17 protein-coding genes are annotated in these 15,798 nt (G+C 66.8%); all 17 read left to right on the top strand.

The window, feature by feature from the left end; genetic code table 11:
• The first annotated feature begins 67 nt into the window (after positions 1–67).
• The 17 genes from MTF69_RS41255 (at position 68) to MTF69_RS41335 (ending at position 15,212) form a co-directional block, all read left to right on the top strand.
• On the top strand, positions 68–994 hold the full coding sequence (locus tag MTF69_RS41255; protein ID WP_243341958.1) for a hypothetical protein: 927 nt from the start codon (positions 68–70) through the stop codon (positions 992–994).
• A 550-nt stretch (positions 995–1,544) separates the two neighbouring features.
• Positions 1,545–1,826 carry a hypothetical protein gene (locus MTF69_RS41260; protein ID WP_243341959.1) on the top strand — a complete coding sequence of 94 codons (282 nt, stop codon included), beginning with the start codon at positions 1,545–1,547 and terminating at the stop codon, positions 1,824–1,826.
• 67 nt (positions 1,827–1,893) lie between these two features.
• Positions 1,894–2,211 (top strand): hypothetical protein, encoded by a 318-nt coding sequence (locus MTF69_RS41265; RefSeq protein WP_243341960.1) that lies wholly within the window; start codon positions 1,894–1,896, stop codon positions 2,209–2,211.
• A gap of 317 nt (positions 2,212–2,528) precedes the next feature.
• Positions 2,529–3,227, top strand: coding sequence for a hypothetical protein (locus MTF69_RS41270; protein ID WP_243341961.1), 699 nt, complete (start codon positions 2,529–2,531; stop codon positions 3,225–3,227).
• A gap of 532 nt (positions 3,228–3,759) precedes the next feature.
• The gene (locus MTF69_RS41275; RefSeq protein WP_243341962.1) at positions 3,760–4,254 is read left to right on the top strand and encodes a hypothetical protein; all 495 of its coding nucleotides are present in this window, start codon (positions 3,760–3,762) and stop codon (positions 4,252–4,254) included.
• Positions 4,255–4,339: 85 nt separating this feature from the next.
• The gene (locus MTF69_RS41280) at positions 4,340–4,486 is read left to right on the top strand and encodes a hypothetical protein (RefSeq protein ID WP_243341963.1); all 147 of its coding nucleotides are present in this window, start codon (positions 4,340–4,342) and stop codon (positions 4,484–4,486) included.
• 785 nt (positions 4,487–5,271) lie between these two features.
• Positions 5,272–5,574, top strand: coding sequence for a hypothetical protein (locus tag MTF69_RS41285; protein ID WP_243341964.1), 303 nt, complete (start codon positions 5,272–5,274; stop codon positions 5,572–5,574).
• Positions 5,575–6,555: 981 nt separating this feature from the next.
• Positions 6,556–7,800: an MFS transporter gene (locus MTF69_RS41290; protein ID WP_243341965.1), complete on the top strand. Its 1,245-nt coding sequence runs from the start codon at positions 6,556–6,558 to the stop codon at positions 7,798–7,800.
• A gap of 28 nt (positions 7,801–7,828) precedes the next feature.
• Positions 7,829–7,981 carry a hypothetical protein gene (locus tag MTF69_RS41295; protein WP_243341966.1) on the top strand — a complete coding sequence of 51 codons (153 nt, stop codon included), beginning with the start codon at positions 7,829–7,831 and terminating at the stop codon, positions 7,979–7,981.
• Positions 7,982–7,986: 5 nt separating this feature from the next.
• A complete protein-coding gene (locus MTF69_RS41300; RefSeq protein ID WP_243341967.1) occupies positions 7,987–8,634 on the top strand; it encodes a hypothetical protein in 648 nt (215 codons plus the stop codon).
• A gap of 125 nt (positions 8,635–8,759) precedes the next feature.
• Positions 8,760–9,836, top strand: a complete 1,077-nt coding sequence (locus MTF69_RS41305; RefSeq protein ID WP_243341968.1) for a hypothetical protein — start codon at positions 8,760–8,762, stop codon at positions 9,834–9,836.
• Positions 9,837–10,281: 445 nt separating this feature from the next.
• Positions 10,282–10,767 carry a hypothetical protein gene (locus tag MTF69_RS41310; protein WP_243341969.1) on the top strand — a complete coding sequence of 162 codons (486 nt, stop codon included), beginning with the start codon at positions 10,282–10,284 and terminating at the stop codon, positions 10,765–10,767.
• A 422-nt stretch (positions 10,768–11,189) separates the two neighbouring features.
• Positions 11,190–11,345, top strand: coding sequence for a hypothetical protein (locus MTF69_RS41315; protein WP_243341970.1), 156 nt, complete (start codon positions 11,190–11,192; stop codon positions 11,343–11,345).
• Entirely contained in the window at positions 11,345–11,827 is a 483-nt protein-coding gene (locus tag MTF69_RS41320; RefSeq protein WP_243341971.1) for a hypothetical protein, read from the top strand. The genes MTF69_RS41315 and MTF69_RS41320 overlap by 1 nt, the downstream gene beginning before the upstream one ends.
• A gap of 315 nt (positions 11,828–12,142) precedes the next feature.
• Positions 12,143–12,310 (top strand): hypothetical protein, encoded by a 168-nt coding sequence (locus MTF69_RS41325; protein WP_243341972.1) that lies wholly within the window; start codon positions 12,143–12,145, stop codon positions 12,308–12,310.
• A complete protein-coding gene (locus MTF69_RS41330; RefSeq protein WP_243341973.1) occupies positions 12,311–13,153 on the top strand; it encodes a hypothetical protein in 843 nt (280 codons plus the stop codon). It begins immediately after the preceding gene.
• A gap of 379 nt (positions 13,154–13,532) precedes the next feature.
• Complete coding sequence (locus MTF69_RS41335) at positions 13,533–15,212, top strand: PcfJ domain-containing protein (RefSeq protein WP_243341974.1); 1,680 nt, start codon at positions 13,533–13,535, stop codon at positions 15,210–15,212.
• Positions 15,213–15,798 lie beyond the last annotated feature (586 nt).

Here is a 15,798-nt window from a genome sequence, read left to right on the forward strand (position 1 = left end):
ATCACTCAAAACGACCTCGCTCCAGCTGTTCGACAGTCATGGGAGCATCCCGAGAACGGAAAATCCGATGAGCGTCAGACTGTACGACGGGCTGCGGCTGACCGCGCACGCGCCCGACCTCTTCGAACTTACCCGCGTGATCTCCAAGCGGATGCGCGAGGTCTTCCGCGAGCTGGCTGTACCCATCATCGCCAGGAACGTCGCCCGTGTCGTTGACGACGCCGAGGTACGCGAACGCGACATGGGCGGCCCCCTGCACAACTGCGTCGTCTACCGGGCCCGGAAGCTCTGGCTCGACGAGCAGGCCGGGCTCGATAACCGCGTGACGTTCCACGACCCGCTGCGCTTCAGCATCGTCTTCGGCCAAGTCGATGACGACTACGGTACGCGCCGGCTGGCGTACCCCCTCTTCGGGAACCGCGCGTACGTCGGCGCACTCATGGCGCTCGAAGCCGACGGCCGACCCTTCTTCGTCGACTACCACTACCAGAACCAGGCTGACCGACCGAAAGAGGTCCGGAAGGACGAGTGGAAGCGCCGGCGCGACGACTGGAACCGTCTGCTCGAGGTTGACGACCGCGAGACGGATGGCACCTTCGGGCATCTCCCCGGCTGGCAGCTCCCGGACAGTATTGAGAGCGTCTTCGACGCGGTGCTGCTCGGACACAAGGACACCACCATCGACCTCAACGTGCACTGCACCATCGAAGACCGCATGCGCCGGGCACTTAACCGGGCGGTGGTCTTCGACCTGGATCTCGACGAGGTCAACGGCATCAGCAGAGTGCTGACCCGCAACAGGCGTATCGAGCGCGCGATTGAGCTTCACCTCAGCACCGCCGGCGGAGCAGCGATGCCGCGGCCCGCGCTGTTGCCGGATGCCCAGGACCTCGACATCGCGATCAGCAAGCTGCCACCGGTCTACGAACCTCCAACTGGAGCCGTTGCTCGGATCAGCAAGCTCTATCGCGAGCAGGCGCTGGCCTGTGACTGATCTGGATCGACGCAGTCGATCCGGAAGTAGATCTGCAGAGGCATCAGCATCCCTTTCGCCCCCGGGTGTGATCGCTTCGTGGGCCCTGCGGCAGGTCAGGTCGAGACCGAGCGCCTCGCCGACGACTTTGCGGACAACGCCGGAATTCACGGCGCGAACCCATCCGACCTTGGCGTCGTCTCGGAGCTGACCCGCCAGGACGCACACAAGCGATGGCCCCGCCCAGTCAGTAGCGAGCTGTGAACCCACCCTGGGGGTGGATCGCCAGGGCCCCGAACCGCAAAGCTCAAAAGGTACCGCGAGGACCTCACATGCGACACGGGCGAAGAGGCCGCTGCCGCTGCCTGACCCGTACGCCGCACTGCGAGTGGTGCGCGACCGCCTCGAACTGGCCCACCTCCCAAGACGACGCCCTGTTGTGCCGCGGCTACGTTCAGGACCGCCGCCGCGAACGACTGCGTGACATCGGCTACGGCCGCCCCGTCGAGGAGCCGAAACCGCTCGCCGAGCTGGCCGACGGACACCCGACCGACCCGGAGGGCACCCGGCGGTGCCGCCCTGCTACTACAGCGAGACCGACGAGCACGGTGCCCTGATCATCTACCACGGCACCGGCGACATCGATTTCGAGGCGACCACCGAACTGGCCTCCCAGGACGGCCCCGACGACCAAGACCGGGACGACGACGCGGGCCCGCTGCTGGAGGGGCAGGACGCCGACCTGGCCGACCGCCGCGCGCCGCACTCCAGGGGGGCCTGCCGTGACCGCGAACCGCCACCAGCCTGTCGCCCCTGCCCTATCGCTCATGCTTCAGGCCCACGGAGCATGTGAAAGCGGAGGCGTCACCTGATCGAGCCCGCCGGCGTCCACAACCCACATCACGAGAGAAGAGACCACCATGGCTGAGTCCACCACCACCGTGAAGCACGACGTCACCGTCGTCTTCGGCTGCATCGAGCTGAGGGGAGCGCTCGTGCACGACAACGAGAACCGTGTGCTGGAACTCGAAAACGCCGAGGGTCCCGCCGAGCCCATCTCGATCAGCCTGCAGGGTTACGGTTTCACGCCCGAGCCCGGGAACGTCTTCATCAAGGACTGGTCCGAGCACTCTGGCCTGACGGCTCGCCTGGCGCAAGCGGGTCTGGTGACGCCCGTGCACGCGCTCACCGTTGGACCTTTCCGCTCGACGGCCTACGAAGTGCAGGTGACGCTGTAAGGACTCCCGACCCTGAGTTCCTCGGGCCGTTCCTCGTAGGGGTCCTCACGACGACAGCCCGGCCAGTTCCTACGGGGACTGACCCCGTCCAACCCAGCCCACCCGGCCCCGGGCGTCCGCCGCTCCCTTTGGCCCCGGTCCTGCCCTCGCGGTACCGGGCCGACCGCGCAGAGCGTCGATCCCGGCCGCGCCGATGCCCCATGGCTGGCCAGCCGCCGCAGAGGCCCGGTCCCACGGTTGCTGCCCTAACACCGGGCCGGTCCACCGGCGCCTACGGCCGCGGCCACGCCAGCCCCAAGATGATTAGGAAGCGACCCATGTCCGACACCCACACCGCCCCGACCGCTGACACCGTCACCACCACGAGCAGCCCCGCGCCCGGCGACGAGTCCCCCTTCTCCATATTCGACATCGCCCGCACCGCCGCCCGCCGCCTCGGCACCGGCTGGACGGCCACGGCCGGGACCTTCGGCGTGAGCGGAACCATCGAGTCCCCCGACGGCCGCAGCTACCTGGTGAAGGTCGGCAACACCGGCAACATGGACGACTACCTCTACGTCCAGTACGACGATGACCACCGCGTTCTGGAAGGCAACGACGTCGAGGACGGACTCACCAACCTCGCCGACACCGTCAGCATCACCGTCCGCCTGATGCACTACGCGGAGAGCACCGCCGCCCCCTGGGACGCCGGGAACCACCTTGTCGCCGCGTTCCTTGGGCACGGCCGCCGCACCCGCATCGACAACCACTCGGCCGGTACCTGCATCATCCTGGACGGGCACAACGGGCATCACATCTCGATCAGCGGCGCCTCGCAGACCAAGGGCGATCTCCGCCACGACTACGCCCCCGACGACCACGAGAGCTGGACCGCCGTGCTGTGCGACCCCGACGACAACGAGATCGGCGTCATCTACCAGACCGATGCCGCCCTGACCGCCGACTTCGCGCAGGACACCGCGCTCCTCCTGACCTGCGTCCTGCCTGGCACCGCTACCGAGCAGACCCCCTAGCCCGCCGTGCTGGGCGGCACACACCTCTACGGGCCTCGCACCCTCCTGCGCCCAGTCACCGCCGCCCCGCGCCCTGACCGGCTCACCGCACGCCCAACGGCCCGTCCCTCCTTGGAGGCGGGCCGTTGGGCGTTGCCATCCTGCTGCCCCGGTCCCTCATGCCGCTCCCCGGCAGCCCGCAGTCCTGTCCTTGCCGAGGGTTGCCGGGCTTGGTAGCCCACAGGCCAGTGTGCGGACGTACAGGCCTGCTTCAGCTGCAAGAGGGGCGACCCGCTAAAGCAGACCAGGTGAAGGCCGAGCTGCGGGACATCACGTCGGGGGTCTGGTCGGGCAGTGGCCGGTAAATCAGCGAAGAACGTGAGTCTGATCGGCGAAGCCGATTCGGGACTCGGAATGACAAAGCATTCGATCAGCACAGCTGATTCGGATGGTGGCGTGACAGACGACTGAGCATTTCGGCTCAACTCACCCAACTGCGCGCGCAGTGACGGCATCGATCCGTGCGCTGAGCTGTATTCAAGGAGAATCCACCATGTCGAACCCGAACAGCACCGCATCCGTCATCGGCCGCCTGGCGAACGACCCGAAGGTCTTCGAGAACAAGGACGGCTCAAAGAAGGTCATGCTCACCGCCTTCGTCGACCGCGGCTACACCGATCGTCAGGGCAACCGCATCTCGGACGCGCTGCCCTTCGAGGCCTTCGTCCGTGTCGAGACACAGGGCGCCGGGCCGTTCGCCCACGTGCACAAGGGTGACCTGGTGGGTCTCAGCTACGAGCCCCGCCTGAACCGCTACACCAAGAACGGTGCCGAGGTCTTCGAGGTCAAGCTCGAGATCCAGAACATCTCCTTTCTGGAATCCCGCGCCACCACCCAGGCCCGCCTGGCCGAGCGCGTCACCAAGGCCGAAGGCCAGAACCAGAACCTGCAGGCCCAGGCTCCCGCCCCGGTCGTCGCTGCAGCGCCCGTCGCGGTCGCGTACGCCAGCGCCGTGCAGGACGAGCAGCTGCCCTTCCCGACCGCTTGATGGTCTGTAGAGCTTCACCCCTCTGGCGAGCCTGGTCGAGCTCACAGAACGGACCTCATCGCCCTCACCATACGAAGGAGCACGCATGCCCAAGTCCCGAGTCCGTATCAACCTCACCGGCAAGACCCCCAAGCCGCAGTCCCGCGTCCGGATCAACCTCATCGGCAAGACCGCCGAGACCAAGCCGCAGTCTCGAGTCCGTATCAACCTCACCGGCCAGCGAGACAAGTAACCCACCCCGCGGGCCTAGCCGATGCCGACAACGGCCCAGCCTCTCGCTCCAAGACCTAGATCGGTGCCCCCGGCCTGCCTCCTCAGCGCTGATGCTGTTGCCTGTTCGGGGACCTGCGTGGCGTCAACCTTCAGGACCACCTGGTTGTGATCTTGAAGGTTGACGTGTCGGACGCGAGACCCACGAACAGGAGCACTCACCGTGATCCCACCCGACGACCCACACGTTCCCCGTCCCCACGTCCGGCGCCGCACCAGGCTCCTACAGGGGCAGGGCCGGCACCTGCTGAACGCCGGCTACCTCAGCTTCGTCGTCTTCGGGATAGCCGCCCTGACGCTTACGGATTGGGCGCGCAGCGCCGACGAGTGGATTTGGCTGCCCGCAGCCGCGCCCGTGACCTTCGTAATCCTCGGAGCGGCGGTCCAGGGCCGAGTTGAACAGGCTCACTGACAGCCTGACCGAGGGCATGGGCCATCCGCTCTTGTTTCGCCGGCGGCCCTCACGCCCTTCATCGTCCGCACCACCCTGGTCGGGGACAGCTACCGCGTCTGTAATACGGACGCCGTTTCGCGAACCCACACGGTGCAGGTCAAGGGCGCGGCCTGTCACGGCATCGAGGCCGAAACCCGCTTGATCCTCGGTTCCGGCCACCGAGGGACTGACGCCATCGTCATCACCCCACGGGCCGTTCCATCACCTGGAACCTCATGCGGGACTGCCCCAGGTTCGCCGGGGCTCCTCCCCTCCACGCCACCCCCCCCAACTTGCTCGGATAGGAGCACGCGTTGAGTACCATCACGCCGAGCGTCCCCGCGCGCCGCCTTCACCAGCGGACGGCAAACACCAAGATCACTGCCCTGGACCTGGGCAGCGTCGAAGGCGTCCGCGAGGCCATCGGTCTCTTTGCCAGCAAAATGCTGAAGGCCGCTGCAATCGGGCACGACCGCGACCAGCGCACCCACGCCGCGACTGTCCAAGCCCTCAACGCGCTGCTGCTGGACATGCTCAACACCAGCTGTCCCGTCTGCCGGGGCAAGGGAACGCTCGACCACGCCGCGTGCCCCAACACCGCCGCCCACCGCTCGTAAACCGCCCACCGCGGGGGTGCCCACTGGCGCGGCCTGCTCTTCGACGCCCCCAAACGGATCTGACCCTACTGGCGGCCAAACTTCGACTGTTCTTGAGTCATCAGCACAGCTGATCCGGGCGATCGACAACAGCCCGCCACAGACTTCTGCACGGAGCGGTTCGAATCCGCAGTGCGCCGGCTGATCCTCGGCGTGCGCCAGTGGGCACACCGTGCAGACCGGCCACGGAACAGGTTCGATTCCTGAGCGCTGCAGATGATCCCTGTCGTGCGTCCCTGGAGATCTCCTCGGATCGGGCTTCCCCAGCACCCCGGTGTGCGCTCTGCCTTCGGGCAGATGCGGCGCCGGGGTGCTGTTTTTTCTTCTTCGTGGCTTGCCCTACTCGCCCCATGAAGGCAGTGAGCACAAGGGATCAGCGGAGCTGATCCGGATCTGGCGTTGAAGAACATCCTCGTCATGCCAGGAGCCGAGCCATGCACTGCCCGAACTGCGCCATCGACATGGAGTCGAACGTCCACGGCGTCCGCACCAGCAAGAAGGCCAAGAAGGTCAAGCTCATCTGCTCTGAGTGCGGTTACAGCGAGACACGCTGAGCGGCTGCTCCTTGGCTCCGACTGCGATCTCGAAGGATGCCTCGTTCTTCGCTGAGATGCCCAAGGACGCATCCCCCGGAAGCTCTGCGTGTCCTCTGCTGCTCCACCGACGCCACCTGCTGTTCGGCAGCCAGGGCGTGCGCCTGCTGTGCACCGGCGACCGGCGACCTGCATCCCGATCGAGCCGAGCAGATCGCCGCTTTCGTGGCTGGCGTCGTCGTCGGCTCACTCATCGTCCGGTGGTTGCTGCGGCACCCGACAAGACCGGCGTTGCGACAGCCGCCGACACCGCCTCCTTGGGCGCGAACTTCATCCACCTTCCGAGGACCTGATTTTGGCCTGGCACGGCCACACCCCCAGAGGAATCCTGACCATAGATGGAGCACCAGTGCCTTCTACCGTTGCTACGCCGCAGACCGCCCCCCACCCCGATGCCAAGGTCCGCCGCTGGCCGCCCATCATCTGGGCGGCATTCATCGGAACCTTCACCATCCGCGCATTCGGCTTCGCCTACCCTTTCCTTCCCTACCACGCCAACAACCTCGGCTTCTCCGCCCACATGACCGGCTGGATCGTGGCCAGCTTCGGCGCCGGCTGGCTCGTAGGACAGGTCGGGTGCGGATGGCTGGCCGACCGATTCGGCCCACGCGTGACGCTCGGCTACGCCATGGGAGCAGCTACCGTGACACTGCCGGTGCTTGCTGAAGTGCAGTCTCCAGTGACACTCCTCGTATCGTCATTCCTCACCGGAGTGGTATATGACGCAGCACGGCCGGTGATCACGGCACTCATAGACGACACCTTCACCACCAAAGCGCAGCAGGTACTCGTGAGCGGGTGGCGTCACTTCTGCGTCAACATCGGAGCCGCGCTCACTGGATCACTCGGTGGGTACCTCGCTGCCACAGCAGGACTACCGACGCTGTTCTGGATCAACGCCTGCGCATGCGCATTGTTCGGGATTGCCGCAGTGCTACTGCTCCCGCCCCCACCCCGAAGCCGAAGAGCCGGCCCGGACGTGGACTGCAGCCGTCCGAGCTACTCCGACGCCCTACGTGACAGCCGCCTTTGGCTGCTCTCCCTGGCCAGCCTCTGCGCCCTCACCTGCGCCGGCAGTGTCTTCACGGCACTGCCGATGCTTATGAGCTCGGACGGCCTCGACGCGACCGCGTATGGGTGGACACAGGTGGCAAACGCAGCCGCCGTACTCCTTCTCTCCCCCTTCTTGACCCCTTGGCTCAGCAGACGCGCTGCACAAGGCGGCCCCATGACCGGCTTGCTCGCCACCAGCTCCCTCCTTCTCGGCATCGGCATGGGACTCGCCGGCCTGGCCGACTCCACGAGCGGCTACTGCCTTGCCGCTGCCGCTGCTGTACCCGGGGAGATCATCCTCTTCATCGCAGCGGGAGACCTTGTCAGCCGTCTTGCCCCGCCTGGCGCACACGGACGGTACGCCGGCCTGTGGGGCAGCAACCTCGCGCTGGCCGTCATCACCGCGCCTCTCCTAGCCGCGTGGTCGCTCAGTCACGGCGGGGGTGTCACCGCGACTTGGGTTATCTGCGGTGCCGGAGCCCTCGGGGCAGTCCTGTGCTGGCCCTTGCACTCCAGCATCCGTATCTCGGAACGGCACTGACGACGTCGGGTTGTTTCTCCGCCGGCTGATGACGAAGCCGGACGACCTCGTTCACCAGGAACTCGCCGATCTGGAGGCCGCACGCATCTACAGCGTGCGCCGCGATCTCGACGAGCTCGTCTTCCTTCGAACCCATACCGGCGGCTCACCGCCAGCACAAGCACTGACCAAGGAGCACTGACCGCCATGAGTTTCCTCAACCGCTTGGGCTACATCGAGACCGAGGAGCAGGAGCGCACCCGGCTGGCCCAGGCCCCCGAAGGCTCGCTGAACCGCTACCTGTCAACTCTGCCCGAGACCATAGACGAGTGGCCCAAGGATCTGCTCGTCGAACTTCCCCGGCAGCAGCCGCGCACTGACCAGGCCTACCGCATCGTCGTGGTGCCGATCGAGTTCCAGGCGGACGCTCTGCCTGAGGGCGTCGAGGAGAAGTGTCTGCCGCGCAGGCGCCACTCCGGTTCCTGGCTGTGCGCCGTGGTGTTCTCGACCCGCCCAAGCTACCCGGTCAGCGGCTTCCGCATCGACGTCCCGGCCGCCGAGATTGCCCGAGGCCGGAAGGTCGACCTCGCCACCGTCTTGGCCCCGTTGTCATGCGTGTCCGGCGAGACTCTGCACGCTACGGAAACGCTGTGCGGCTCGTGCGAAGACTATGACCTGATCACCCGCTATGACCGGTCCACGGACGGGATTACCGGTCACAGCCAGTGCGACAACGCGCTGTGTGTGGCGCGAGCCGAGAAGCTCGCGGCCGAGCACGAGCGAAAGCGCGCCGCCGAAGAGGCCGAGGCCGCGGCGCACACGTGCGCCGATCACCTCTGCCGCCCTCCGTTCTAATGCCGCGGCGCCTCCGGATCCGGGACCTTTGGCCGGTCCCTCCCCATTCGAGCGGGGCGGGGCACTGACCGCACGCCGGTCGGTGTGCGGTGACCACGGCAGCACTCGGGAAGGAACCCCAAACCATGACCACGACCACGGCCCGCAGCATCGTTCGGGAGATCATCACCCGCTCCTATCTCCGGTACACCCCGGCCAACGGCCGTGCGCCGGAGGGCACTGACTACGGAGTAGACGGGTGGCTGTTCGACCTTCCTGGGGAGACGCTCAACGGCCGCCGGTTTCCACCGTGCACCTATGCGGCGTACCAGGTGACCAGGAACGCGGAGTTGGTTTGGATGGTGCGCGAAGTCGGCGGCGAGCGGCGGCAGGTCGGCAGCCACAGCACCACCCGTAAGGGCGCGCTCGCGCTGGCGGCCGGCGCGGTTGCCCACGAGCGGGAGAAGGCAGCCGAGGGCTGCGAGCGTGCTCAGGTGCCGGCCACCATGGACGAGCGGTTTGCGCGCATGCGCGCAAGTCAGCTCTCCGCCCTGCCGACCGTCGCGGAAATACGGATGGCGTACCCGCTCGCCGGTGGGGGCGCCACGCTGCGGCTGATGACCGCCGAGGGCAGCACCGCGGAACGCCACATGATCCCGCTCACGGAGCGCGGCCCAGCCGGTCGGGAGAACGACCCGGCCGGGATCTACCTGGACGCCATCACCGACGGCGCGAACACGGAGGGACTGCAGATCGCCGCGGGGTGGCACCTGATGCGGCTTGGCTTCAACTACGCGCGCGGCGCGGCCTGGGCGCCGTACACAGGCAGCGCGACGAGCGAGACGCAGTGGAAGGAGTGGGCGTCGATGCTGCCCGACGGGCACCGGTGGCCGCACACGGTGCGCGTCACCATCGTGCCGACCGCCGAACACCTCGCCCACATAGACCGTGTGTTCGGTTCTACGCCGGAACTGCCGGACCTTCCGGCCGGTGTGAACGCGCACCCGTCCGGTTCGCGTTCCTGGCAGATCAGCTACGCCAACCGCCGGTTCTGGCAACTCTCCTACTGGCCCCGCATGGGCGGCGACGTGTGGACCCTGTACGCCGACCCGGCCTGTACCAAATCCCTCGCCAGGGCCGACAACCCCGGCGAACTCCTCGCCACCATCCCCCACCGTGACGCCGAAGCACAGTCCCGCGCGGGGGCCCTCAAGGGCTACTGAGTGGCAGCACTGTGACTGCCATGATCACCGCGGAGCGCGGTCGGTTGGTCCAGCGTCACACGGCCAGCATGCGGCAAGCGTCGGCGCACCGGTGACTGCGGGCTGCGGGCCACGAAGTGCCAGCGCCTGCGCGGGCACTTCGTGCGCGGCTCCCACGACCCCCCACCCTTAGCCCGCCCGGCGTCGGTCCTGACCTCTAGGAGCTGCACCAGGGCCACTTCACCGTCCAGGCCGGCTTCTTCGCCAACGGCTGCGCGTCCACATCGCTGTCGAAACCACCTCAGCACGCCCAGAATGAGAGAGGCCCAGCACCATGTACAGAACTCCCTTACGTCAACGTCTGCGTGGCTGGGTGATAGCGGTAGGGATAGTTGCCGCCCTGGTCGCAGGCGTGTTCCTCCGGCTCCACCATGTCAAGGAGCAAGACGCCCAGGAGCGCGCTGCCATGGCGAACACGGAGATCGTCTACGTTGCGGACCCTGTCCAGAAGCTCGCCAAGCGTGCCGACGGCTCCTACTACAAGGCAACCCTTAAGAGAGAGGATCCGAGCACCGACACCTACGATTACACGACCATCGAAGACGACGACGTCGTCGTGCCCAACAGCGTGTCGGTGAAAGAAAAACGCGAGAGACCGCAACTCCTCTGGCGCCGGACGACTTTCACCAACGACATCGAGGTTCGGATCATCGATCCCCATGAGGTAGATCGGACGCCACGCCTTGAGCGGCTGCGCTGCACGGTCAAACCTATCGATGCGTCGAAGCCGAGCTACACCGGCGATCCGCACGCCAGGGAGCGGCTGAAGATCGGACCCGACCAGGGAGGCTCGGACGCAGGAAGCCTGAGTGGTCTCTTCTCGAACGGCGGCCAGCAGCTGTGCCAAGACCGGATCACGATCCTCGTGCCGGACGGCAGCATCCAGCAGTAGCCGACTGGGGCCCAGGGCGTCGGCAGGTGAATTCCGCAGAGCCCCCGTCGGCTGAGCATCACGGGATGGCGCAAGCCCGAAGGCGCCGTCTCGGCCGCTCGCCCCACCCGCTTCGGCAACCTGTTCATGCCAGCCCGAGCAGTATCCCGGAGCGGTGGCAACCTGGACATGTGGGCCGTCGAGTGCCAAGGCCGCAAGCTCGGCCGCTGAGACAACATCGCCCGGCTCGCGCCGACGCTGCCGACCGGGACGCCCGGTGAATCCGTGAGCCCGAACAGGCCGACACCCTGCGCCTGTTCAGGGGGCTCCTCCGCGGCCGCGACCGCATGTGCTGGTGTCGTGTCACGCCAATGCACTCCTCGAAGTCGCCAACGGACCGGCCCGTAAGTGAGCCGCCCCGGTGCCGCGGCTGCAAACGCCGGATGAAGCGCCGCACCCCATCCGGCTACGAGACGGTCTGCCAACGCCGCATCAGCGGCATCCCGGCCCGGATCCGCACCAGGAGCCGTGGCGACCGAATACCCGGCCAGGAAGAACTCGTCCTCGAATGCGGCGCAGTGACCTTGTGGAGCCTCTGATGAACAGCACCGATCCCCGAGCCGTCCAGCTCGCCGCGTCCCGCTACCGCAAGAGCTACGGGCCGACCGTCGCCGAATCCTGGGACGAACTCCTTCCAAGCACCCGTCAGTTCCTTGTCAGCGAGGCCGAGTCATGGCTGGGCGCTGCCGTCGCCGCCGAACTCATGGCGCCCGCCGCGCCGACCGCCGAGGCCCTTGCGGCCGCCGACGACCCGACGCATCTTCGCTGGGGCCTGGACGACGTCCTGTGGGGTGACGACGACACCGCGATCGTCCTCATGTCCGACGAGGAGCGGCGCCCGTACTGGTTGGAGCTCGACCCCGAACGCGCGACCGTACTCCGCCGAAACCTCGCCGGACCCGACAGGGAACCGGCCGGCGAGGAAAACGGGCGCCAGCCGTGTGGCAACGACGATTACCACGACCCCCACGAGTGGCACGACCGGCCCAGCGTGGGGTGCCCCGGCATCGGCACCGACTGACCGTGACCACCGAATGATGCAGCCCCGCTGCTGGTGTAAGCGAGGCTGCGTTCCCAATCCGCCCTCATCCATCCTGGTGGACACCCCCGTGACCACCGGACCGCCACCCGCACCGTCGTGGCTGCCCCGTCCCGGCGTGCTGGCCTCCGTGACGAGATCGCCGCCGCCATCTGCGAACGCCAGAACCGTGGGCGCCGTTGGGTCGACTGCGAGTACCGCTGGCGAGCCGACGCCGAGGAGGACGCTGACGCGGTCCTGCCGGTTCTGTACCGGGAGTGGCCGTGACTGCGGGCCGAAGTCGAGGAGACGGTTGTCGTGCCGCCCGCAGACCGGGCCGCGCTGACCGCCCGGATCGCGGCGATGAAGGCCGAGCCCGCCTTTCGGGAGCTGGCCGTGCGCCTGACGCCACCCACCGAGGAGGACGGTCTCCGGAGGGGGATCCGCCGCGTCCTGGCCGCCGTGGACGGTTTCGACATCGAGTAGTTGGAGACGCACGACTACGTGGACCACGCCGACGCGGTCCTGGCCGTGCTGCTCGCTCTGGCGCTGACCGGGCCCGACGACACGAACCTGACCGAAGCGGACATCGACCAGCTGATGGCAGCCGGGGTTCCGGTACAGATCGTGACCGCACCACCCACCCCCTGCCAGACGACGCAGCACTGCGCCTACCACGGCTGGTGTCGCCGCTGGGCGCCCGAGTTCGCCACGATCATGTCCGCCGTGAACAAGGTGCTCCGCACGGACCAGCTCAGCGCGCTGCTCGCCGTGTTCACGCCCGCCAACCTGACTTCTCGACACGACAGGACTCGCCACATGACCGCCACCTCGTGGAAGTACGACGCTGACCGCGACGACCCACTCGCCAACCTCCGTATCCCCGTTACTAGTGCCCACCCCGACTGGCGGTACATCGCCTGCTTCGACCGCGAATCCGAAGCGCGCCCGACCGATCTGGAAGCCGCCCAGCTCGCCTCCTACATCGAGCAGTACAAGGTGTACTTCTTCGGCGCCAACAGCTGGTACAAGCGCAAGCTCGAAGAACAGCCTTTCGACGCCGACGCAGTCACCCGCGTCTTCCACAAGTGGGCTGATGACGACTGGTCCTACCGGGTCGACACCTGGCAGTACGGTCCGTTCTGGGTGCCCCTCGCACCCCGGTTCCGCGGCGGAGAGTTTGCCGCGCACCTGTACGCAGACGAGGCGGCCATCGGCCCACTCACTCTCGTGCAGGTCATGGACCGCGACAAGCACATGCACACCGAATACCCGAGCAAGGACTGGGCTACCTGGAAGGCCGTCCACCCGGAGGTGTTCCCCGCATGAGCCTCCATCAGGCTCATGCCATCCTCGAAGCCGCCACCGCCCTCGAGGCGCAAGGGCCCTGGTACGACCTGGGGGCCACACGCATCGAACGGTGTGCCGGGCGAACAGCACGGCCAAGACCCCCGCAGGGACCGTCGGCGGGGGTCGTCCTCTTTCGCACGCTCAGCCGCGGCTTCTCACTCCGAGTCAGTCTGGCTGTGCAATCCCTGCCGAAAGCCCTTTCAAACGGCATGGCCTCCATTTGGCAAATGGTACCGAATGCCCCGACAGGGGGAACGAGTTGGGGGAGAGGGAACGAGATGAGACGCGGGCAGTGCGCTGCAAAGCAGCGCCGGGGTTCTCACTGCCGAATCCATCACATCTTCCGGGGGAGATCGCCGTGTCCGAGCGCACCGAGCATGCCCTGCTCTACATCAAGTATGTCGACGACGCCCTCGCCGAGCAGGGTGTCGCCGCAGTCGAAGGCGCGATCTCCGGCATCAGCCTGAGGATCCTGGCGCGGGCTCTACCTGACGGGCGGACGTCCGTCGCCGTCTCGCTCTACAGGCGCGTGCACCGCATGCGCGCTTCGGGCAAGGCATTCCACTACTGGACCTCCGAGAAGCTCACGTCGATGGCACGCACGAAGAAGGACCTCGTCGTCCTGCGCGAGATCGACCGCCGCACCGGCAAATCCACCACCCGCCATGTCTTCTCCGAGACCGTGGTCGAGTCCTGGATCCACGGGCTGTCCTGCACACTGCAGCAGTGGATGCGCAGCAACCCGCAGGCCCGACGGCTCGAAGGACCGGGGCCTGAGGGAGTCGACAACGCCGTGGACCAAGCGATCGCCGCGATCCGTGAACACATCGGCGAACTGCCGGACTGGAACGACCGCTTCCCGCTGCTCAAGGACGACCGACAGGATCGGCCGGCTTCCACCTACCTGCCCTATCTCGATGCCCAGGACCATGCTCAGGTCGCGAAGAACCTCTTCGGCGTGCGCGCCTACCGTCGGCCGCTGGCTCGCGAGGTGGAGCGTCTGGACACCAGCACCCTGGGCTGGTTCGCCATGTTCCGCGGACTGGTTCCCGTGGACTGGCTCATCGACGCAATGCGCGCCACGAAGACAGCCGGCGGCCGCGACCTGATGCGCCAGCCGTCCCTCACATCCCTGCAGCAGCGAGGCATCCGCTCGATCCTGCGCCGGACTCCGCAGCCGGTGCTGCGGCGGATCCTCAAGGAGCCCGCCCACCAGGCACGGCGCACGCTGGCCGATGCAGCCGACTGCACGGCTCACCGTTTGGCCGTAACCCGTGACCTCGACCTCCTCCCGGAGACTATCGCTGCCCGCGGGCAGCGCCGGGTCCGCGGCTCCCGTGACCTCGAGCACCTGGTCCGGGACCTGCCCGCAATTCAACGCTGGCGCAACCCCCGGGGCCAGACGGCCGTGCGTGTCGTACTGGAGGAGATCCACGCCCTTCGCGAGATGGAGCATTACAACCGTGAGATCCAGCTGCTTCCCGAGGGCACGGCCCAGTTCGCTGACTGGGAACTTTGGAAAGACGAGGCGTTCCGCGTGCAGGCGTTGGGTCTGATCGAGGACCGCCGGCGCGAGTTGATGGCTGCCCGCGATCGTGAGCGCTACGAACGCGAGAAGGCACGCCGGCTCGAACGGATAGCGAAGCAGGCCCAGCGCCACCAATGGGCACTGCAGACTGCCGCACTGCTGGATGGTCGGGAAGCAGCCCCTGGTCTGAGCCTCGTCGTCGCCCGTGATGCTGAGACGCTCTCCCGCTGGGGCGCGATGCTCAACAACTGCATCGGCGGGTACGCCGGGGAGCTGGAGCTGGATGTGTTCGCCGCAGTCTGCGAAGCGGACGGCCGCGTGCGTCTGAACCTGCAGATCACGCAATCGCATGGCGTAGAGCAGATCCTCGGGAAGAACAACCGCGACGCCGTGCGTGAGCTCGGCGTCGCGGCCCAGCAGCTCGTCAACTGGCTGGACGCCATGGAAATCAGCTTCCACTCGGCTGCTCTGGGTATGGACGGATTGCGGCTGCCTCAGAGGACTCACTGACGCCAATCTCCATAAGAACCCCGACCTGGTGCTCCGGCATCAGGTCGGGGTTCTTCTCTTGCTACCCGGAATTCCGGAGGAGCACGTGGACTGCAGGGAAGCTCTTCTCTGTGCTTCTACTGCTCTGTGATCAGCACAGCTGATCCGGAAGACGACTCGCAAGTATGAGCCAATGAGACGTCAGGGTGTGCTCGCTTCCTGTTATCCGACCGGCAGCCGGAAGCGTGTTGGATTGTCTCGAATACGTCGCATCTCTCATGCAGGCAGCCATTCGCATACGTCAGCGCAAATGGCTGCCAATGGCTGGCGTCCCGAGTTATCCGGCGCGACGGCGCTGCCAGGAGCAGGCCGCCGTCGAATCGGCAAAGAAGCGCCCACGCCCAGGGCTCGGGCTCACTTCGTACGGGGCGAGGGGTACTGAGTCGTACGCGCTCGTCCTTGCGCTCGCCACCGAACTACCAATTGGAGGCTTTGTCATGCCTGATGGACCCGAACACACGCCCCTTAGCATCTATTGATCCGAAACGGTTTGGGTTCTGGGTCGTTGGTGGTGTGTGAGCGATCTGGTGGGGGACGCGCGGCATCT

This window comes from Streptomyces sp. AP-93, from assembly GCF_022808175.1.
GTDB lineage: Bacteria > Actinomycetota > Actinomycetes > Streptomycetales > Streptomycetaceae > Streptomyces.